A 20577-nucleotide genomic window follows, 5' to 3' on the forward strand; every position below is an offset into this window, starting at 1 on the left:
GCCCGCGTTCCGCCTGTGCGGCGGGAAAAGGTTGTGCAGACCGCCGCCGGCCGATCAGTCCTGCTTGAGCGAACCGAACTTCTCGTCGACCCACGAGCTGTTGTCCTGAGCCCACTTCTTGACCGCGTCGGACGTCTTGCCCTTGCCCGCCGAGTTGATCGCGTCCTCGAGCGACTGCAGGTTCTCGTCGTCCATCGTGAAGTTCGAGGCCATCTCGGCGATCTTCGGGTGCGCCTCGCTGAACCCGCCGCGGGCGGTGATGTGCAGCTTTTCGGCCTCGCCCATCGCCTTCTTCGGGTCCTGCAGATCCTTGAGGTCGTAGCGGCTGTACGCCCAGTGCGGGTGCCACATGGTGACCACGATCGGCTTCTGGTCGCTGATCGCCTTCTCGAGCTCCGCCAGCATCGCAGGCGTCGACGACTGCTGGACCTTCATCACGCCTTCGAGGCCGTATTCGGGCACCGCGTAGTTCTCGGCGCGGTTCATGATCCCGGCGCTGGGCTCGATGCCGGTGATGACACCCCCGAACTCGTCGGCGTGGTCCTTGAGGTCGGCGATCGAGTTCACGTCTGTCACATACGACGGCACGGTGAGCTCCAGGCTGGCGTTGTCGTACCACACGCCCAGGTCTTCGAGCTGGTCGCCGTACTTGTCCCAGTACTCCTTGTGCGTGGTGGGCAGCCAGGTGTCGAGGAACATGTCGACGTCGCCGTTGGCCATTCCGGAGAAGATCGCGCCCGCGCTGAGCTGCGTGGTCTTGACGTTGTAACCCGCGTCCTCCAGCTGCTGCTGGAACAGGTTGGTCAGGGCGATGTCCTCGTCCCAGGCGATGTAGCCGATGTTGATGGTGTCGTCACCGCCGCCACCGCCCCCGCCGGGCGCCTGGTCGCTCGATCCGCACCCGGCCGCGACCATGGCGACTGCGCCGAAGATCGCGACCGCCCCTGTCAGCAGTCCACGGCGACGCCCCTTGCGGCGCATCGGCGTGGCCACCGACTCCGGATTCTCCCCTGGTTCCATGATCTCTCCCTTTCTCGAATTTCTTGTTCCCGCGGCGACGCCCGACCTCGCCGCGCGGATCACCCTGCCGCCGCCGCGGTCCTGTCGGCGTCGGCCGGCGTCTTCTCCTCGTCCGCCGCGGTCCGGCGGCCGCGCAGGTTGCGGAACACCGCACCCATGCGGTGGAACGTCGAGCGGTTGCCGAACGAGGCGCTGAGACGGTCGAGGTAGATCGCGAGGATCACCACGGCGATGCCCGCCTCGAATCCGGCGCCGAGCTGGAGCCGTGTGACCGCCCCGAACACCTCCGTGCCCAGCCCGGGGGCGCCGACCATGCCGGCAACCACCTGCATCGACAGCGCGAGCATGATCACCTGGTTGACACCCGCCATGATCGACGGCAACGCCAGTGGCAGCTGGATTCCGGTGAGGATGCCCCACGGCGACGTGCCGAACGCCTCGCCTGCCTCGACCATCTCGCGGTCGACCTGGCGGATGCCCAGTTCGGTGAGCCGCACGCCCGGAGGCAACGAGAACGCCACGGTGGCGACGATGCCGGGGACGGTGCCGATGGAGAAGAAGAAGATCACGGGGATCAGGTAGACGAACACCGGCAGCGTCTGCAGGAAGTCCATCAACGGCCGCACGATGCGGCTCACCGTCGCATTGCGCGCCGCCCAGATGCCCAGCGGCACGGCGATCACCACCGAGATCACCGCGGCGAACAGCACCTGCGCCAGCGTCTCCATCGTCGCCTCGAACTCGATCATCCCGTCGATGAGCCCGAAGCCGATCACCGAGACCACGGCGGCCTTCCAGCCCCGGATCCACAGCGCGAGCACCGCGAAGATGATGATCATGCCCCACGGCGGCAGGTAGGTGAGCACGTCGGTGAGCCAGGTGACGGCGCCGGATACGACCGTGGAGATGAAGTCGAACAGCGGGCCGACGTTGTCCGTCAGCCACGTGATGATCGTGTCGAACCAGTCGCCCACGTGGATCCGCGGCACATGCCAGTTGTCGGCCAGCAGGGTCACGTCGCCGGCAGGGCCTCCCGCCATGGTGATCATATCTGGGTTCACGATGCCGCCCCCTGTGCCTCGGACTGCAGAGCCGTCTCGGAGTACTCGGCCGTCGCCTCGCCCGCCGCGCCCAGCAGCCGGTCCTGCGTGATGGTGCCGCTGAGCCTGCCCGCGTCGTCGACCACCGCCAGCGGGTGGTCGCTGGCCGCGGAGCTGCGGAAAAGCGAACGGAGTGAGGCGCTCTCCGGTACCTCCACCAGATCGCGGTCCACTCGGGGACGACCCCCCGGCGCCGCTGCGCCGCCCGCGGCGCCGGATCCGATCACCCCGACCGGGCGGCCCGATTCGTCGACGACGAACACGCTCCGATGCCCCTGGTCCGCGGCGATCTCGTCCCACTTGGCATCGAGCGCGGCCGCCGTGACGGTGACCGCCTGCCGGTCCATGACGTTCTCCGCGGTGAGGACCCGCGTGCGGTCCACGTCCTGGGTGAACTCCTGCACGTAGGAGTTGGCCGGGGAGTCGAGGATCTCCCGCGCGGTCCCGATCTGCACGATCCGGCCGGCGCGCATGATCGCGATGCGGTCGCCGATCCGCATGGCCTCGTCCAGGTCGTGGGTGATGAAGATGATCGTCTTGTTGAGCGTCTTCTGCAGCTCGGTGAGCTGGTCCTGCATGTCGCGCCGGATGAGCGGGTCAAGCGCGCTGAACGCCTCGTCCATCAGCAGGATGTCCGTCTCCGCGGCGAGCGCACGGGCCAGCCCCACGCGCTGCTGCATGCCCCCGGAGAGTTGGCCGGGCATGTGATCCTCCCAACCGGCGAGCCCGGTCAGTTCCAGCGCACGCGCCGCCTTGCGGCGCCGCTCCGCCTTGCCCACTCCCTGGATCTGCAAACCGTACGCGGCGTTGTCCAGCACGGTGCGGTGCGGGAACAACGCGAAGTGCTGGAAGACCATGCTCATGGTGCGTCGGCGCAGGTGCCGGGCCTCGCGGTCGGACATGGCGGTGAGGTCCTCCCCGTCCACCAGCACCCGCCCCGACGTGGCCGGAAGCAGCCCGTTGAGCATGCGCAGGAGCGTCGACTTGCCCGACCCGGACAGCCCCATCACCACGAACGTCTCGCCGTCGCGGATGTCGAGGTCCGCGTCGACGACCGCGGCGGTCGCCCCCCGGTGTCCACCTCGGAGCGGCCGGCACCGCCTTCCAGCGCGGCCACCACCTTCTCCGGGTTCGGCCCGAACACCTTGTAGAGCTTCTCCGTCTTGACCGTCGCCACCGTGTCCTCCGTGACCGCGGTGATACCCGGGGGTACGCCCCGGCGCGGGCAGGGAGACCGCGCCGCCGTCCGGCTCCGGTCGTCGCGCCCGAGTGCCACGGGTTCCGGGGATCTCCCGGGCCCGAGCACCGATCACCACTTATGGAAAATTGCGCAATCTGTGATTCGTAGCTGACCGTATCGCAGGTCGCAGCCTGGATATGCCTCCGCCGCCGAGCTGTAACCTTTGCACGAGCGTCCCAGACAGGAGCGGACGCGCCTCCGCCCAGCGCACAGCGATACCCTGACCGGTGTGGGTTCGCCTGTGCTTTTCATCGCACTCTTCGTGCTCGTCGCGCTCATCGTCGCGGTCGTCCTCGCCCGCCGTGCGCAAAGGCGGATCGCCGAGAGGGACGCTGCGACCGACGCCGGCGACGCCGCCCGGCCCGCGCAGTGGATGGCGCGGCTGACCGGTCAGCTGGAGGGCTTTGCGGCCGTTCCCGCTGCCACCCGGGCTGCGCGCGAGTGCCTGCGACGCGCCGATGACTGCAAGGCACGCACGGCTGATCAGCTCCCCCGCGCCGGCACCCCCGCCCTCGCCCTGCGCGCCCAGGAGACGGCCATCGAAGGTCTGCACTTCGTGCGGGCCGCGCGCATCGCGGACGGCGCCGATCCCGGCGCGCCGCTGCCGCCGCTCTCCGGGGCGGACACTGCGGGTGCCGTCGGCGCGACGCGGACGGCGTCCTGGGACGGACGTGAGGTCGCCGCGTCCGCCGCCCCCTCGGACCGCACGCCGCACTACTTCCCCGGCGGGCGCGTACGCGGACGGCCGGTGCCCGCGGGCTGGTACTCCGAGCGCTGGTGGTCTGCGGCCGGCACGCCCGCCGGCTGGTCCGACGATTCCGCCGGGTTCTTCGACGCGCTGCTGGCCGGGCTTCCCGGAGTGCCCTACGACGGCGAGGACTTCGAGCGCGGCCACGGCGTGGACCCGCGGGCCGAAAGTCCCCGCTGATTCCCGCGCCGGGCCTCGTGCTGCCGCCCCGTCAGCTCTGGCAGTGCGGGCACCAGAACAGGTTGCGGCCCTGCATTTCCGTGCGCAGCACCGTCGTGCCGCACACCCGGCACGGGCTGCCCGCGCGCCGGTAGACGTACGTCCGCGGCTTGCCCTTGGCGTAGGCGGGGTCGCCGTGATCGTGCTCGTCGCGTACCACCACGATGCCGCCCGCCGTGACACCGACGGCCATCAGCGACACCAGGTCCGCCCACAGCGCGTCCCACTCGGCAGCGCTGAGAGACCGCCCCGGGCGCATCGGGTCGATGCCCTGCCGGAACAGGACCTCCGCGCGGTAGACATTGCCGACGCCGGCCACCACCGACTGGTCCATCAGCAATCCGCCGATCGGGGCGCGCGACCGCGCGATGCGCCGCCACGCCCGCTCCGGATCCGCCTCCGCGCGCAGCGGGTCTGGGCCCAGGCGCGCACGCAGACGGTCCACCGCCGCATGATCGACCACCTCGCAGCGGGTGGGTCCGCGCAGGTCGGTGCCGAACTCCGCGCCGACCATGCGCATGCGCACCTGCCCGCGCGGCGGGTCCATCGGCGTCTTCTCCTCCTCGAAGACCCCGTATATCCCCAGATGCACGTGCACGGCGAGGTCCACGTCGTAGAAGTGCAGCAGGTGCTTTCCGTATGCGTCGGCGCGCTCCAGGACCCGGCCGTCCACCAGCCGCGCCTCCTGCGCGAACCGCCCCTGCGGGCTGCTCACCCGGACCGGGCGCCCGGCGAACCGCTCCTCGTGGATCGCCGCGAGCCGGTGGACGGTGTGCCCCTCCGGCACGGCCGCGCGCGGCTTCAGGCGCCGGGGACGGCGGGGGCCGTGCCGGTGCGCTCGTATTCGGAGAGGACGTCGATGCGGCGCTGGTGGCGCTCCTCCTGCGACCACTCGGCCGACAAGAACGCGTCGACGATCGCCTTCGCCTCCTCGAGCGAGTGCATACGCCCGCCGATGCCCATCAGCTGCGCGTTGTTGTGCTGACGCGCCAGCCGGGCCGTCTCGACGCTCCACGCGAGGGCGCACCGCGCGCCCGACACCTTGTTGGCCGCGATCTGCTCGCCGTTGCCGCTGCCGCCGATGACGATGCCCAGGCTGCCCGGGTCGGCCACCACCCTGCGCGCCGCGTCGATACAGAACGCCGGGTAGTCGTCCACGGCGTCGTACTCGAACGCGCCGCAGTCCACGGGCTCGTGCCCGGCGGCGGTCAGGTGCTCGATCAGCGTGGCCTTGAGTTCGAATCCGGCGTGGTCTCCGCCGAGGTATACGCGCATGGCGACGATTGTGTCAGGTGCATGCCGCGACGCGCTCGCCGTGGGTAACGTGGTGACCGCCGCCACTATCAGGCGCACACCGGAGGATTCCTGCCGGCGGGTCACGCGATCGGAGGGCACGGGCGATGAGCACAGCAGGCAACGGCGCCGACGGGACGGTCGTCATCATCGGCGGAGGCCTCGCGGGCGCCAAGACCGCGGAGGCGCTGCGGGCCGAACAGCACTCCGGCCCCATCATCCTCGTCTCCGCCGAGCAGCACCTGCCCTACGAACGTCCCCCGCTGTCCAAGGAGTACCTGGCCGGCAAGCAGACCCTCGACGACTTCACGGTGCACCAGCGCTCCTGGTACGAGGACAACACCGTGGACCTGCGTTCGGGGCTGTCCGCCACCGGCATCGACACCGCATTGCGTTCGGTGACCCTCTCCGACGGTTCCGCCGTGGGCTACTCGTCTTTGGTGCTGGCCACCGGCTCACGCTCCGCCCGCCCGCCCATCGACGGGTCCGACGCCGAAGGGGTGCACTACCTGCGCAGCATCGACGACGCCGCTGCGCTGTCCGGCGCCATCACCGCAGGCACCCGGCTGGCGGTGATCGGCGGCGGGTGGATCGGCCTGGAGGTGGCGGCCGGTGCGCGCGGACGCGGCGCCGAGGTGACCGTGGTGGAGGCCGCCGACCAGCCACTCAAGGCGGCACTGGGCCCCGAGTTGGGCGCCGTGTTCGCCGCCCTGCACCGCGAGCACGGGGTGGACCTGCGACTGGAGGCCAAGGTCGCCGCCATCACCACCGAGGACGGGCGGGCGACGGGGCTGCGCTTGGAAGGCGGCGAACAGGTCCCGGCCGACGTGGTCCTCGTCGCCGTGGGCGCCCGGCCCAATACGGAGCCGGCGTCGGAGGCCGGCATCGCAGTGGAGGGTGGTGGCGTACTCGTCGACGCGGGCCTGCGCACCTCGGCGCCCGGCGTGTACGCGGTGGGCGACATCGCCGCCGCGGAGCACCCGCTGTTCGGCACGAGGATCCGCACCGAGCACTGGGCCAACGCACTCAATCAGCCGGCGGTGGCGGCCGCCAACATCCTCGGCGGCAACGCCGAGTACGCGCGGCTGCCGTACTTCTTCACCGACCAGTACGACCTGGGCATGGAGTACTCAGGCCACGCCGAGGGCTACACGCGGGTGGTGTACCGCGGCGACGTCGACGGCCGCGAGTTCATCGCATTCTGGGTGGATGCGGCGGGCGTCGTGCTCGCGGGCATGAACGTCAACATCTGGGACTCCACCGACGACATCAAGGCGCTCATCTCCGCGCGGCGGCCGGTGGACCTGGGGCGCCTGGCCGACGCCTCGGTGCCGCTGGGCGAGTTGGCGCTCTGACGGAACGCGCCGCCGCGTGCACCGAGTCGGTGGTTTTTCGGTGGTCGGCGGCGGCTGGAGCACCCGAGAACCACCAACTCGGCGAGCGGGTCGAGGCCTAGTCGAAGACGGGTTCCTCGTCCCGGCCGCGCTTGAGCTCGAAGAAGTGCGGGTAGGAGGCCATCGCGACGACACCGTCCCAGAGGGCGCCGGCCTGCTCGCCGCGCGGGATCCGGGAGAGCACCGGCCCGAAGAACGCGACGCCGTTCACGTGGATGGTCGGGGTGCCCACGTCGGCGCCCACCTTGTCCATGCCCGCATGGTGGCTGGCGCGCAGCGCTTCGTCGTGCTCCTCGCTGTGCGCGGCGTCGGCGAGTTCGGCCGGCAGCTCCAGCTCCGCGAGCGCGCCGGCGATGACCGACTCGAGGTCCTTGTTCCCCTCGTTGTGGATGCGGGTGCCCATGGCGGTGTACAGCGGGGCGAGGATCTCGTCGCCGTACTTCTGGGCCGCCGCGGTGGCCACACGCACCGGGCCCAGGCCGCGGGAGAGTCGCTCGCGGTACTCGGGGGTCAGATCGTCGTTGCGTTCGTTGAGGACGACCAGGCTCATCACGTGGAAGTGCACGTCGATGTCGCGAACCTGCTCCACCTCGAGGATCCAGCGCGAGGTGATCCAGCACCACGGGCACAGCGGGTCGAACCAGAAGTCCGCACGATTGCGGGTTGCGTCCTCCGCAGGTGCCGTCGTCGTTGCCGCCGCTACAGTGCCCGTCATCTCCGTGTGCTCCTTCTGTCGCCGATGCTGACTCCCCCGTCATCCACCATTGTCCAACGCCCGCGTTCCCGGTTCTCTTCCCCCGCACACTCCGCGACGCGCAGCGATCCACCATCACCGGCGGGTGGCGAATACGGTCCCGACACCGGGATCGTCCTGGGCGACGTCCCTGCCGAGCCCGGCGGTCATCGCGTTCCAGCCGCGGAACCGGGTGTCCCAGCCGATGTCCCGCAGCCATAGTTCCACTTCGTCCGTCGGTCGGCCGGGGGCGTCCGGTCCGCCCCACGGGCCGGACGTCGACGCACCACCGGCCCTCTTTTCGCCCGCCCGCTCCCCGCCTGCTCCTTTATCACCAGCGGTGAGGTTCCGGTACTCGCGATACTGCGGGCTCTCGGCGTCGACAGCGAATCGACCCACACCGAACCGGCTGCCGACGGCGGACAACGCCGTGAGGTCCTCCACCAGCCGGCGTTTCCAGTCCTCCGTCGGGTTCCCCAGCGTGCCCTCATCGACCCACTGCGTGGGGATCTCCGGGCGGAACCCGTTGTCCAGCAGCGCGTGCCGCCACCCGGCGCGCAGGTCCGCCGGAATCACACGCCGTGTGCAGGAGGGAACCGCACCCGCCCGCTCGAGCACGGGTTCCTTGAAGGCGAAAGTCTCCGGAAGATCGAGTTCGAACACGACCGTGTCCGGCGGCAGCCCCATCCGGAATGCCCGCGTGTCCAGCCCCGCGCCGAGCAGCACGAACTGCCGGATGCCGTGGTCGAGCGCATCCTGGACGGAGTGGTCGACGAGGCGGACGCCCACCGTGCGCCCCTCGTAGAACTGCCCGGCCAATGCCTCCAACCGGGCCCACCGCTCCGGAGGGAAGCCCGCCCTCGCCGCGTCCACGAACGCCCGCGCCAGCGGGTCGGAGTAGAGGCGGTCCGGCCGCGCGTCCTCGCGGGCGCGGATCACCGCCACACCGATCGCCGTCACCGCGATCCCGTCGACCGGAACCGCGTCCCCCTCGCCCGTCGCATCCGCCATCTGATCCACTCCCCTCGATCATCGGTGCCGGTCGGCAGTCTTCCACGTCCATTCGCACGCCGCGCCCAGTTTCGCCACCGTCGGCCACACGCTCGGTGTGCTTCGCCCTCCGCCGCACACGCCCGGGCCGCGCGGCGCGCATGATGGGATGGAAGCCGATTCCGCAACGGATTTCCGGTCCCGGATTTCCGATCCCCAGGTGAAGGAGCATCCCCTGTGGCCCAACCCAATCTCACCCGTGAGCAGGCACGCCGCCGCGCCGAGGCCGTCACCACCTCCGACTACCGCGTGGCACTCGACCTGACGGACGGGGCCGGCGCCCCCGGTGAGCGCACGTTCCGCTCCCGCACCACGATCACGTTCGACGCCGTCGCCGGGGCGGAGACGTTCGTGGAGCTGATCGCCGAGACGATCCGCTCGGCCACGCTCAACGGCGCGCCCGTCGACGCCTCCGGGTATACAGAGGAGCACGGTCTCGCCCTGCCGCCGCTGGCCGAGCACAATGAGCTGGTGGTGGACGCCGACTGTCTCTACTCGAACACCGGCGAGGGCCTGCACCGGTTCGTCGACCCGGCCGACGGCGAGGTCTACCTGTACTCCCAGTTCGAGACCGCCGACGCCAAGCGCATGTTCGCGTGCTTCGACCAGCCGGACCTCAAGGCCACCTTCGAGCTGATCGTCACCGCGCCGGCGCACTGGCACGTGGTGTCCAACGCGGCGGTGGCCGGCACCCATGACGGCGAGAACGGCGCGCGGGTGTTCAGCCTCTACCCCACCAAGCCCATCTCCACCTACCTCGTCGCCCTCATCGCGGGGCCGTACGCCGAGTGGCGTGACGTCTACAGCGACGAGCACGGCGACATCCCGCTGGGGCTGTACTGCCGCGCCTCGCTGGCCGAGCACATGGACGCCGAGCGGCTGTTCACCGAGACCAAGCAGGGATTCGGCTTCTACCACGCGCGTTTCGGCGTGCCGTATCCCTTCGGCAAGTACGACCAGCTCTTCGTCCCCGAGTTCAACGCCGGGGCGATGGAACACCCGGGCGCGGTGACGTTCCTCGAGGACTACGTGTTCCGCTCCCGCGTCACCCGGTATCGCTACGAGCGCCGCAACGAGACGATCCTGCACGAGATGGCGCACATGTGGTTCGGCGACCTGGTCACCATGCGCTGGTGGGACGACCTGTGGCTCAACGAGTCGTTCGCCACCTTCGCCTCCGTGCTCACGCAGACCAGCGCCACCGAATACACCACTGCGTGGACGTCCTTCGCGAACATCGAGAAGTCGTGGGCGTACCGCCAGGACCAACTGCCGTCGACGCACCCGGTGGCCGCCGACATCCCCGACATCGCGGCCGTGGAGGTCAACTTCGACGGCATCACCTACGCCAAGGGCGCCTCGGTGCTCAAGCAGCTGGTGGCGTACGTGGGCTTGGAGGACTTCCTCACCGGCCTGCGCGCATACTTCGCCGACCACGCGTGGGGCAATGCGACCTTCGACGACCTGATCTCGGCGTTGGAGACGGCCTCGGGCCGCGACCTGTCGGATTGGGGCACGCAGTGGCTCAAGACCACCGGGCTGAACACGCTCGAGCCCGAGTTCGAGGTGGACGACGAGGGCCGCTTCACCCGGTTCGCCGTGCTGCAGGGCGGGGCGCAGCCGGGCGCCGGGGAGCTGCGGCGGCATCGGCTCGCCGTGGGCGTCTACGACGATGACGGCTCCGGCCGCCTGGTGCGGACCGAGCGTGTGGAGCTGGACGTCGACGGCGAGCGCACCGACGTCCCCGAGCTCGTCGGGGTGCCGCGCGGAAAGCTGATCCTGGTCAACGACGACGACCTCACCTACTGCTCGCTGCGGCTCGACCCCGATTCGCTGGCCACCGTCGCGGAACGGATCGCGGACATCGCCGAGCCGCTGCCCCGCACCATGTGCTGGTCTGCGGCCTGGGAGATGACCCGCGGCGCGCGCATGCGGGCACGGGACTTCGTCGCGCTGGTCCGCTCCGGCATCCAGGCCGAGTCCGAGGTGGGCGTGGTGCAGCGGCTGCTGATGCAGGCGCAGGCCGCGCTGGCCTCCTACGCCGAGCCGGCCTGGGCGGCGTCCGAGGGCTGGCCCGGCTTCGCCGACAGGCTCCTGGAGCTGGCGCGCGCCGCCGAGCCGGGCTCCGATCACCAGCTGGCGTTCGTCACGGCGATGTGCGGCTCCGTGCTGGAGTCCCGGCACACCGACGTGCTGCGGGCCGCGCTGGATTCGGCCGAGGAGACCGGGCTCCCGGGCCTGGTGGTGGACACGGACCTCCGGTGGCTGGTCGTGCAGGCACTCGCGCGCGCGGGCGTGATCGACGCCGACGGCGCCGACTCGCTGTTCATCGATTCGGAGCTGTCCCGCGACGACACTGCGGCCGGCGCCCGGCAGGCCGCCCACGCCTCCGCCGCGCGCCCGCAGGAGTCGGTCAAGGACCGCGCCTGGGTGCAGGCCACCGAGGACGACGAGATCCCCAACATCACGGTGCGCGCGATCGTCGCGGGCTTCACCGCCATCGGGCAGTCCGAATTGCTCGAGCCGTACGTCCGGCGCTACTTCGACACGATCGGGTCCGTGTGGGAGCGCCGTTCCAGCGAGGTGGCGCAGACCGTGGTGGTGGGGCTGTACCCGTCGTGGTCGGTGCGCGAGGAGTCGGTGGCCGCGGCCGACGAGTTCCTGGCCGCGGACCACCCGGCCGCCCTCAAACGGCTCGTCTCCGAGGGACGGGCGGGCGTGGTGCGGGCGCTCGCGGCCCGCGAGGCCGACGCCGGCTGACCGCCGCCGAGCATGCGACGACCCCCGCCACCGTGTCGGTGGCGGGGGTCGTCGGCCATCAGGGTCCGGACGGCCAGGCCGCTGCCGTGTACTGCGGTCCGGCCGTGCGCCGGGAAATCGGTCAGACGCGAACGGGGCTGACGGCCGCGGCCATCACCCGCACCGCGCTGACGAGCCCGTCGACCAGGTCGCCGCGCTGGAAGGAGGAGACGGCGGCCGACGCGCCGAGCTGTGCGACGCGGTCGTCGAAGCGGTGGCCGACGGCGTCGCCGCCCACGATCTCGATGCTGTGCTCGTTGGGCGAAACCGCGATCAGCACCGACTCGTCCGGCCGCGGGAGGGTGGAGTGCAACTCACGTGCACGGTCCGCCGACGCAGCGCCCAGCTCGCCGATGTAGATCGTCCACAGGATGCGGGTGCGCCGCGTCGCCTCCGTGAGGGTGCGATCGATGCGGTTGCGGTCCTCGTGTGTGAACGGGGAATCGTCGTACGGCTCATCGCCCGAGTGCCGTACACCCGAGACCCTGCCGCTGGACGTCACGACGAAGCCCAAGGGCAGCGCGGACTCGTCGACTGCGGGATAGGTCAGCTCACCAGTTGCCACTTGCCGCTCCTCCACTCACGCCGGCCTCGATCGCGCGCCCGGTGCCGTGCGCATGCCACGGGGCCTCGTCGACGGCGCCCCACCACACGGTGCCGCCGGTCCACTTTTCGCCCAAGGTGTAGTACTTCGGCTTGGCCACCCGCGACGTCAGGCCCCAGATCGCCATCACGATCGTGATGAGCAGCGGCGCGCCCAGGTAGATAAGCACTGTCTCCCAGATGGTCACGCCATGAACTTATCGCACCTGGTACCACGCGCGAAAGCGGCATACCCCAACCGCCCGGAGGGACGCGCGGCGACGACGGTCACGCCGCCCCCTGCCCCAGGTACGGCAGCCACTGCGGATCCGGATCGGGCACCTCGGACAGCACCCGCCAATGCCGGCCCTGCGGTGGTGTGGGCGGCCGCGGAAGCCGCCAGCCGATCTCCTCGAGCAGCCGGTCCGCCTTCTTCCTGTTGCAGGCCCCGCAGCTGGCAACGCAGTTCTCCCACGAGTGCCCGCCGCCGCGGCTGCGCGGCACCACGTGGTCGATCGTGTCGGCCCGGCCGCCGCAGTAGACGCACCGGCGGCCGTCGCGCGCCATCAGCCCGGCGCGGGTCAGCGGCGTCCGCGCCTGGTACGGGACGTGCACGTACGCGGCCAGCTGGATGACGGACGGGAACGGCACCACCAGGCGCTCCGAGTGCAGCAGCCGCCCGTCCTCGGTGGGGGCGACCAGCTCGGCCTTGCCGCACACCACCATCACCACCGCCCGCTGGAACGCCACGGCGCCGAGAGGCTCCCAGCTCGCGTTGAGCACGAGCACGCGGCGCGCGCGCTCGAACGGCCCTGGGCGCACGCCGCCGCCACGTGCGCCGTTGGCACGACGCATGCAGTGTGTGGACCGCGTGTTCTTAGTGGATTCCGTCATGGTGGTCTCCCGGGCGCCGCACGCTCGCCGCGACGTAGCTCCCAGCGGCATTATGTACGATCCGGCGGCCTCCGCGCAGCGTTCACACGCTGACCGGCCGGTATCCGCCCGGTTCGCACGCCCCGCCCCGCCGTCGCCGCGGCCGCCGCCACCCGGCACCATGGAGCCATGGCCTCTCCGCGTCAACCCTCGACCTTCTACGACGAGGTGGGCGGCGCCGCCACGTTCGCCGCGCTCGTCCACCGCTTCTATCAGGAAGTGCGCGATGACGAGATCCTGCGGCCCATGTACCCGGAGGACGACCTCGACGGCGCCGAGCGGCGCCTGCGCATGTTCCTCGAGCAGTACTGGGGCGGGCCGCACACCTACAGCGACGAACGCGGACACCCGCGCCTGCGGATGCGGCACGTCCAGTTCCACATCAGCCCCATCGAGCGCGACGCGTGGCTGCGCTGCATGCACACCGCCGTCGCGTCGATCGGCGACGACGTCATGGACGCCGCGCACCGGGACGCGTTCCTGCGCTATATCGCCATGGCCGCGGAGACCCTGGTGAACGCGCCGATGTGAGAATCGGCGGCAGCAGGGTCAGGTTCAGGTCACCATCAGCGGGATCTCGCCGCCCACGCGCAGCGCCACCGAGCCGTAGCGGGCGTCGAGCCGCACCCAGGTGCGCGTCGCCCGCACGCGCACGGGTTCGTCGGCCGGCACCCGGTCCACGTCGACGGCGCCGGTCGCCGGGTCCTGCACCGCCTGCGGCACGAACCCCATCGCGGTGAGCGCGAAGACGCTGCGCAGCGGCACCGCGACGCGATGCCCGCCGCCGTCGACCTCCAGCACGGTCTGGTCGAGCAGCGAGCGTGGCGGCCCGGTCATCGTGCTGTTCTCACGGGCCACCTGCGCGCCCTGCACCGACAACGCCACGAGGTCGCGCGCGGGCACGTCGTCCACGTGCTCGAACCCGTCGGCGGGCGGCAGCGATCCGCGCCACGCGGTGTCCATCGGCAGGCCGGGGTCGACGGTGACGGCCCCGCCTGCCACCTCGTCCGCACCGGACGGGCCGTTTCCACCCCCGGCCGATCGGATCTCGGCCGCCAGCGGCTCGGCGCCCACGCTTATGTCGCCCGGCCCGATCTCGACACGGAAGGTGCGCCCGGCGAGCGTGTCGAAGCCCGCCGTCGTGGTCCACACGGCCACCGCCTCGCCCCGCCGTACCAACCGGACCAGCGCCGCGGCGTCCAGGCGGGCCGCGCGAGTCAGGAACGCGTGCAGGTCGGAGCGGGTGGCCGCGTCGGGGATGCGCAGGTAGCGTCCGCCGGCGCCGGGCGCGTCAATCACGTCGGAACTCCTCGAGGTACGCGCGCTCGTCCGGCGAAAGCCGGCGGATGCGCTGATTCTCCAGGTCTACGGCGGCCAGCTGGGCGTGGCTGACCACCGATGCGGGACTCGCCTCGTCGGTGCCCTTGGGCCGCAGTTCGGCGACGATCGTGAAGTCCGCCGCCCGGATGCGGCTGATCCACATCACCACCTCGACGGGGCTGTCCTCGAGCACGAGCTGCCCCCGGTAACGCACGCGCAGGTCGGCCAGGAACACGCCGTCGGCGAGAGCCGCCGTGGGCCTCTCCGGCGCGAAGAGCCACGGGATGCGCGCCTCCTCCAGCAGCGTGACCACCGCTGCGTTGTTGACGTGCCGGAACGGGTCCATATCCGACCAACGCGCCGCGACAGCAGTCCTGTACCCGACCTCCATACAGCGGTTCCCCACCCGGGCCCGGCTCACCCGTCAGACGTGCCGGAACGACGGGGCGGGTCCGGCCGCACCGTCGAGACGCCGACCATGCTACGGAACTGCCGCGCCGCGACCGACAGCGATGCGAGGTCGGGCCGGCCGTGCTCGGCGATCTCCGCGAGCATCATCCGGGCCCTCCCGATCCGGGACGTGTTGCCGGACTCCCATTCCCGGATCATCGTCGGCGGGTCCTCGCCCGGTTCCCCACCGCGCAGCACGTCTTCGGTGAGCATCCGCATCGCGCTGTAGAGGTCCTCGCGCAGCGTCAGGCGGGCCAGCGCGTGCCACCGGTCACCGCGTTCGAGCTCCGAGACCGCCACCTGGAAATCGTCCATGCGCAGCCGCTCTGCCAGCGCGAAGTACAGCCGCGTCACCTCGCGCGCATCGCACTCGAGCACCTCGGCCGTGGTGCAGATGTCCAGCAGCGCGAACCGGTCCAGCTGGCCGGCCACCTCCCGGGCGAGGTCCGGCGGCACGCCCGCCTGCGTCAGCTCGGCGGTGCGCGCCTCGTAACGGTCGCGCGCCGCTCCGCCCACCACCTGCGGCACCAGGGGCGTGAGCGCCGCGATGTGCGTCTGGAAACGCCGGATCTCGGCGGCCACCTGCAGCGGCTGCGGGCGGTTCGCCAGTAGCCAGCGCGACGCCCTGTCCACCAGGCGGCGCGTGACCAGCGTCAGGTGGTCGGCGGTGCGGACACCGATGCCGGCCTCGTCGATGCGCTCCCACAGCCGTTCCAGCCCGAAGACGCTCTCCACCGTGATGAACGCGCGGACCGCGTCGCCGACCCCTGCCCCGGCGAGTTCCCCCAGGCGGAACATGAACGTGATGCCCGCGCGGTCCACCACATCGTTGGCGACGACGGTGGCGATGATCTCCCGCCGCAGCGGGTGGTCGTCGATGTCGCGGGCGAACCGCTCACGCAGCACCGCCGGAAAGTACTCCGGCAGGCGCCGGGCCAGCACCCCGGAGTCCGGTAGCGACCCCGCCAGCAGCTCCCGCTTCATCGCGAGCTTCACGTACGCCAGCAGAACCGACAATTCCGGCGAGGTGAGCCCCTCCCCCGCCTCCTCGCGCCGGTCGAACTCGTCCGGCCCGGGCAGACCCTCGATGGCGCGGTCCATGCCGGCGTGCGCCTCGAGCCAGTCCACCATCCTCTCGTAGACGCGCAGCATCGCCGTGGCCTGCCGACGGTCCACGCCCAGCACGCGGTTCTGGCTGACGTTGTCGGCCAGCACCATCGCAGCGACGTCGTCGGTCATCGACGCCAGCAGCGCGTCGCGGTCGGCCTCGCGCAGGCGGCCGGCGGCGATGGCGTGCTGCAGGAGGATCTTGATGTTCACCTCGTGGTCGGAGCTGTCCACGCCCGCCGAGTTGTCGATGGCGTCGGTGTTGATCGCGCCGCCGGCGCCGTCGGGGCCGCCCCTCCGCGCGTACTCGATCCGCCCGTGCTGCGTCACCCCCAGGTTGCCGCCCTCGCCCACCACGCGCACCCGCAGGTCGGCTCCGTCCACGCGGACGGCGTCGTTGGCCTTGTCGCCCACGTCCGCATCCGACTCCGTGCGGGCCTTGACGTAGGTGCCGATTCCGCCGTTCCACAGCAGGTCCGCCGGCGCCAGGAGCACGGCGCGCACCAGTTCGGGCGCGGACAGCGCGTCCACGTCGTCCGCCAGCCCCAATGCGGCCCGCATCTGCGGGCTCACCGGAACCGATTTGGCCGTCCGGGGCCACACGCCGCCGCCAGCGCTGATCAGCGACGTGTCGTAGTCGGCCCACGACGATCGCGGCAACGCGTAGAGGCGCTGTCGCTCCGCGAACCCGGCCGCCGCGGACGGGTTCGGGTCCACGAAGACGTGGCGGTGGTCGAACGCGGCGACCAGCCGGATGTGCTCGCTGCACAGCATGCCGTTGCCGAACACGTCGCCGCTCATGTCCCCGACGCCGACCGCGGTGATGTCCTGGGTCTGCGTGTCCACCCCCCGCTCCCGGAAGTGCCGTCGCACGCTCTCCCAGGCGCCGCGGGCGGTGATGCCCATCTCCTTGTGGTCGTACCCGCTGGACCCGCCGGAGGCGAAGGCGTCGCCCAGCCAGTATCCGTAGTCCGCGGCGACCCCGTTGGCGATGTCCGAGAACGACGCCGTCCCCTTGTCGGCAGCCACCACGAGGTAGGTGTCGTCGCCGTCGTGGCGCACGACGCGCCGCGGCGGCACCGCGCGCCCCGTCGCCGTATCGAGGTTGTCCGTGACGTCGAGCAGCCCGCGGATGAACGTCTTGTAGCAGGCGACGCCCTCCGCCCGCAGCGCGTCCCGGTCCGCCTGCACGTCGCCCGTCGCCGCGGGCGGCCGCTTGACCACGAACCCGCCCTTGGCGCCCAGCGGGACGATCACCGCGTTCTTCACCGCCTGCGCTTTCACCAGGCCCAGCACCTCGGTGCGGAAGTCCTCCCGCCGATCCGACCAGCGCAGCCCGCCGCGGGCCACCGCGCCGTAGCGCAGGTGCACGCCCGCCACCCGCGGCGAGTAGACGTACACCTCGTACATCGGCCGGGGCCGGGGCAGCTCGGGGATCTCCTGCGCGGCCAGCTTGAACGACAGGGCCGCCCGCGGCGCGCCCTCCCCGTCGAGCATGTAGAAGTTGGTGCGCACCGTGCCCGTGATCAGGTGCAGGAACGCGCGCAGCACACGGTCGGTGTCGATGCTGAGGATGCGGTCGAGCTCGCCGGAGACGGCGGCCGAGATCTCGTCGGCGCGCGCGCGGCGCGCCGAATCCGCGTCGTCGGCCTGCCCCGGTGCGCCGGCATCGTCGTCGCTCTCGCCGTCCGGCCCCGGTGTGAACCGTGCGCGGAACAGCTCGACCAGCGACCGCACCACCTCCGGGTTGTCGCACAGGACGTTCTGGATGTGTTCGAGGCTGTAGGAGAACCGGGCCTGCCGCAGATACCGGCCGTAGGCGCGCAGCACCGCCGCTTCACGCCAGCCGACGCCCGCGCGCATCACCAACTCGTCGAAGCGGTCGGACTCCGCCTGCTGGTTCCACACCGCCTCGAAGGCCTCCAGGAACCGGCGGCCCACCTCGCCCTCGGGGGTGATGTCGCTGCGGGACTTCAGGTCCTCCACCAGCGTGATGCCGAACGAGTACACCCAGCACCGGACCCCGTCCGGCCGCACCAGCGGGTAGGGACGCTCGAAGATGACGTCCACGCCCAGGCTCTGCAGCACGGGCACGATCCGGCTCAGCGAGATCCCCTTGCGCGCCAGGTAGATCATCAGGCGCCACTGACCGGCCCTCCTGCGCGGGTCGCGGCGCCAGGCGGCTTGGATCGCGCCGGGCTCCAGCGACTGCAGCACGTCGATGTCCTGCGCCGCATCGTCGGCCGTGAAGTCCTCCTTGTACGAATCCGGGAACGCGCGGGCATACCGGCGCACGAGCGCCCGCCCCGCTGCGGTCTCGCCGGACTTCTCCATCAGCGCGTCGTCCCAGCTGCGGGTCAGCTCGGCCAGGCGCTCCTGGATCTCCAGCACCCGGCGTCCGCTCAGGTCCAGGCCGTCACCGCCGGCCTCGGGCTCGTCCCACGCCGCCGGCGCCTGGATCGTGTAGTGCACCATCGCCAGCGCCGACTCGGTGATCCGCGCGCTGTAGTCGGCATCCGTGCCGCCGAGCTCGTCGAGCAGCACGTCCCGCATCCCCAGCCGTGTCGTGGTCGTGTAGCGGTCGCGGGGAAGGTAGACGAGCGCGGAGATGAACCGCCCGTTGCGATCCCCGCGCAGAAACAGCCGCACGCCGCGTCGCACACCCAGATCCAGCACCGCGTCCACCACGTGCAGCAACTGCGCCGTGGACGTCGCGAACATCTCCGTGCGGGGATAGGACTCGATGATCTCGACGATCGACTGCCCGTTGAAGCTGTCCTCCGCATACCCGGAGCGGTCCAGGACGCTGCGCGCCCGTCGGCCCAGCACCGGGATGTCGAAGACGCTCTGGTGCATCGCCGACATGGTGAAGACCCCGAGGAACCTGTGCTCGCCGCGCAGCCGGCCGCCGTCGTCGTACGCGCGCACGCCCACGTAGAACGGGTGGAGCACGTGCATGGCGACGGTGGAGGACTGCCCCTGCGTCAGCGTCAGAAGCCGGGCCGTGGCGGAGCCGTCCGGCGCGGCGGCGTCGCTGCCGGTGACGACGCGCAGGCGGGCGTCGGTGAACTCGCCCGAATGGAACACGCCCAACCCGCTGTCCGCCACCGCGGTCTGCACGGCGGTCCCCGCCTGCCCGGGGTCGACGGCGGAGTCGACGGCGTATCTCCGGTAGCCGAGCAGCGCCAGGTGGCCCGAGGACATCCACCGCAGCAGCTCCGCACACTCGCGGGCCGTCGCCTCGTCCGCCGTGCCGACTCCGCGGCCGCGCTCGACGTCGTCGGCGACGGTGCGCATGATGTCGTGCATCGCCGTGGTGTCCTCGACCACCCAGCCGATGTCGGCGAGCAGCGCACGCACCCTGTGCTCGACGTCGCGGCGCAGCTCCGGGGGAAGTCCGGACAGTTCGAGGTGGATCCACGACTCGACCCGCCCACCGGCGTCGCCCGGCGCGTGGAGCTGTTCACGCGGCCGGCCCTCTCCGTCGCAATCCTCGCGCGAGGTCGCGTCACCTTCGATGGCGACCAGGCGTCCTTCCCCGTCGCGGCGTACCCGCAGGATGGGGTGGACGATGTGGTCGACCGCGATTCCGGAACTGCCGAGCAGGGCGATCAGCGACTCGACGAGGAACGGCGCGTCGTCGGTGACGACCTGCAGGACAGCTGCCGCAGGGTGCTGGGCCGGCGAGTCCGCCGCACCGCCGGTGCCGGGCGTCGCCGACTCCCCGGATCTCTGATCCCCGTCGCCGGCGGCGGCATCCGCGGTCGCGGCCGCAACCGGATCGGATCGGGTATCCGGGCCGGCGCCCGCGAAGGGCAGCAGACGCAGGCTCACCAGCGCTTCGCCCGCGGTGCGGGTGAGCCCCAACCGCACGTGGTGCCGGGCCATCTCCGAGTCGAGACGCCCCGGCACGCCGATGCCCGCGTGCGTCAGCCGATAGCGGGCGGTCAGCGCCTCGACGACCTCGTCGGGGACGCCTCCGCCCGCCGGGTCCGCGCCGGAACCTCCGAACCCCATCGCGATCACCTCCCGCGATCTGATGCGCACGGTCGTGGTGACATCGACCGTATGCGCCGCCGGAGGTGTTCGCCCGGTGTTCGACCGCCCCGGCCGCCGAAACGGTCCGGGGCGGTCGCCGCCCCTGAGTCCCGGGCTCCCGAAGTCCGTCCAGGGGATCAGGCGTCGAGAATCTGCTCCGCCAGGATCCTCCGCACGTCGTCGGGGATGGGACGGGACGTCCCGCTTTCCAGATCCACCGCCACGGCTATCGCGTCGACGGTGGAATAGACGTTCCCCTCCGGGTCGAAGATCCGATGCCGCAAGGTGAACGAACTCGTGCCCACCTTCAACACCCACACCTGGACGTCGATGCCCTCGGCGGTGTACTGCAGCGAACGGTCGAAGTCGATCTCGACCCTGCGCACCACGATCGCGCCGATCGAGTGCGCTGCGGCGCCGGCGAGCTCGCGCAGGAAGCGCAGTCGCGCCTCCTGCGCGTATTCGAGGTACATCACGTTGTTGATGTGCCCCAATTGATCGCAGTCACCCCAGCGCAGCTGCAGGCGCACCCGGAACGGCTCGGTCACCGT

Annotated in this window: 19 protein-coding genes; 4 read left to right on the forward strand and 15 right to left on the reverse strand. The window is 71.2% G+C overall.

Features of this window, described 5'->3' with window-relative positions:
• Nucleotides 1-54: 54 nt before the first annotated feature.
• Genes FO059_RS13000 through FO059_RS18795 form a run of 4 tightly spaced genes read right to left on the reverse strand, consistent with a single transcriptional unit; the run spans nucleotide 55 to nucleotide 3297 of the window.
• Nucleotides 55-1020, reverse strand: coding sequence for a glycine betaine ABC transporter substrate-binding protein (locus tag FO059_RS13000; protein WP_199256995.1), 966 nt, complete (start codon nucleotides 1018-1020; stop codon nucleotides 55-57).
• Nucleotides 1021-1079: 59 nt separating this feature from the next.
• On the reverse strand, nucleotides 1080-2081 hold the full coding sequence (locus FO059_RS13005) for an ABC transporter permease (RefSeq protein ID WP_308339541.1): 1002 nt from the start codon (nucleotides 2079-2081) through the stop codon (nucleotides 1080-1082).
• A complete protein-coding gene (locus FO059_RS13010; RefSeq protein WP_235671090.1) occupies nucleotides 2078-3133 on the reverse strand; it encodes a quaternary amine ABC transporter ATP-binding protein in 1056 nt (351 codons plus the stop codon). The genes FO059_RS13005 and FO059_RS13010 overlap by 4 nt, the downstream gene beginning before the upstream one ends.
• Nucleotides 3127-3297: a hypothetical protein gene (locus FO059_RS18795; protein WP_235671091.1), complete on the reverse strand. Its 171-nt coding sequence runs from the start codon at nucleotides 3295-3297 to the stop codon at nucleotides 3127-3129. Before FO059_RS18795 ends, FO059_RS13010 begins: the two co-directional genes overlap by 7 nt.
• A 292-nt stretch (nucleotides 3298-3589) precedes the next feature.
• Between FO059_RS18795 and FO059_RS13015 the strand changes: the two genes are divergently transcribed.
• Nucleotides 3590-4288: a DUF1542 domain-containing protein gene (locus FO059_RS13015; RefSeq protein ID WP_143909366.1), complete on the forward strand. Its 699-nt coding sequence runs from the start codon at nucleotides 3590-3592 to the stop codon at nucleotides 4286-4288.
• A gap of 31 nt (nucleotides 4289-4319) precedes the next feature.
• Here the strand turns inward: FO059_RS13015 and FO059_RS13020 are convergent, their stop codons facing one another.
• Together FO059_RS13020 and FO059_RS13025 are read right to left on the reverse strand one after the other, a co-directional pair.
• A complete protein-coding gene (locus tag FO059_RS13020; protein ID WP_143909368.1) occupies nucleotides 4320-5114 on the reverse strand; it encodes an Fpg/Nei family DNA glycosylase in 795 nt (264 codons plus the stop codon).
• A gap of 14 nt (nucleotides 5115-5128) precedes the next feature.
• A complete protein-coding gene (locus tag FO059_RS13025; protein WP_143909370.1) occupies nucleotides 5129-5602 on the reverse strand; it encodes a ribose-5-phosphate isomerase in 474 nt (157 codons plus the stop codon).
• 125 nt (nucleotides 5603-5727) lie between these two features.
• On the opposite strand from FO059_RS13025, the gene FO059_RS13030 reads away from it, so the two are divergent.
• On the forward strand, nucleotides 5728-6975 hold the full coding sequence (locus FO059_RS13030; protein WP_143909372.1) for an NAD(P)/FAD-dependent oxidoreductase: 1248 nt from the start codon (nucleotides 5728-5730) through the stop codon (nucleotides 6973-6975).
• A 97-nt stretch (nucleotides 6976-7072) separates the two neighbouring features.
• On the opposite strand, the gene FO059_RS13035 is transcribed toward FO059_RS13030, so the two are convergent.
• Nucleotides 7073-7729 carry a mycothiol-dependent nitroreductase Rv2466c family protein gene (locus FO059_RS13035; protein ID WP_143909374.1) on the reverse strand — a complete coding sequence of 219 codons (657 nt, stop codon included), beginning with the start codon at nucleotides 7727-7729 and terminating at the stop codon, nucleotides 7073-7075.
• A gap of 114 nt (nucleotides 7730-7843) precedes the next feature.
• On the reverse strand, nucleotides 7844-8758 hold the full coding sequence (locus tag FO059_RS13040) for an SAM-dependent methyltransferase (RefSeq protein ID WP_143909376.1): 915 nt from the start codon (nucleotides 8756-8758) through the stop codon (nucleotides 7844-7846).
• A 216-nt stretch (nucleotides 8759-8974) separates the two neighbouring features.
• Here FO059_RS13040 and pepN point away from each other — a divergent pair, with 216 nt between their 5' ends.
• Nucleotides 8975-11557: an aminopeptidase N gene (pepN, locus tag FO059_RS13045; protein WP_143909377.1), complete on the forward strand. Its 2583-nt coding sequence runs from the start codon at nucleotides 8975-8977 to the stop codon at nucleotides 11555-11557.
• A 121-nt stretch (nucleotides 11558-11678) separates the two neighbouring features.
• Here pepN and FO059_RS13050 read toward each other — a convergent pair whose 3' ends face one another.
• The 3 genes from FO059_RS13050 to FO059_RS13060 all read right to left on the reverse strand — a co-directional run bounded on the left by FO059_RS13050 (nucleotide 11679) and on the right by FO059_RS13060 (nucleotide 13072).
• Nucleotides 11679-12161: a DUF5130 family protein gene (locus tag FO059_RS13050; protein WP_143909379.1), complete on the reverse strand. Its 483-nt coding sequence runs from the start codon at nucleotides 12159-12161 to the stop codon at nucleotides 11679-11681.
• Complete coding sequence (gene ctaJ, locus FO059_RS13055) at nucleotides 12148-12387, reverse strand: aa3-type cytochrome oxidase subunit CtaJ (protein ID WP_143909381.1); 240 nt, start codon at nucleotides 12385-12387, stop codon at nucleotides 12148-12150. The genes FO059_RS13050 and ctaJ overlap by 14 nt, the downstream gene beginning before the upstream one ends.
• Nucleotides 12388-12466: 79 nt before the next feature.
• Complete coding sequence (locus FO059_RS13060) at nucleotides 12467-13072, reverse strand: HNH endonuclease (protein ID WP_143909382.1); 606 nt, start codon at nucleotides 13070-13072, stop codon at nucleotides 12467-12469.
• 168 nt (nucleotides 13073-13240) lie between these two features.
• Between FO059_RS13060 and FO059_RS13065 the strand changes: the two genes are divergently transcribed.
• Entirely contained in the window at nucleotides 13241-13642 is a 402-nt protein-coding gene (locus FO059_RS13065) for a globin (protein WP_143909385.1), read from the forward strand.
• Between the two features lie 24 nt (nucleotides 13643-13666).
• Here FO059_RS13065 and FO059_RS13070 read toward each other — a convergent pair whose 3' ends face one another.
• From FO059_RS13070 to FO059_RS13085, 4 genes are all read right to left on the reverse strand, one after another.
• Nucleotides 13667-14410, reverse strand: coding sequence for a hypothetical protein (locus FO059_RS13070; protein WP_233266724.1), 744 nt, complete (start codon nucleotides 14408-14410; stop codon nucleotides 13667-13669).
• Nucleotides 14403-14822: an acyl-CoA thioesterase gene (locus FO059_RS13075; RefSeq protein ID WP_143909387.1), complete on the reverse strand. Its 420-nt coding sequence runs from the start codon at nucleotides 14820-14822 to the stop codon at nucleotides 14403-14405. The genes FO059_RS13070 and FO059_RS13075 overlap by 8 nt, the downstream gene beginning before the upstream one ends.
• 26 nt (nucleotides 14823-14848) lie before the next feature.
• A complete protein-coding gene (locus FO059_RS13080; RefSeq protein ID WP_143909389.1) occupies nucleotides 14849-20005 on the reverse strand; it encodes an NAD-glutamate dehydrogenase in 5157 nt (1718 codons plus the stop codon).
• A gap of 158 nt (nucleotides 20006-20163) precedes the next feature.
• Nucleotides 20164-20574, reverse strand: coding sequence for an acyl-CoA thioesterase (locus FO059_RS13085; protein ID WP_143909391.1), 411 nt, complete (start codon nucleotides 20572-20574; stop codon nucleotides 20164-20166).
• Nucleotides 20575-20577 lie beyond the last annotated feature (3 nt).

The sequence above is a fragment of the Tomitella fengzijianii genome (genome assembly GCF_007559025.1).
GTDB classification, from domain to species: Bacteria; Actinomycetota; Actinomycetes; order Mycobacteriales; family Mycobacteriaceae; genus Tomitella; species Tomitella fengzijianii.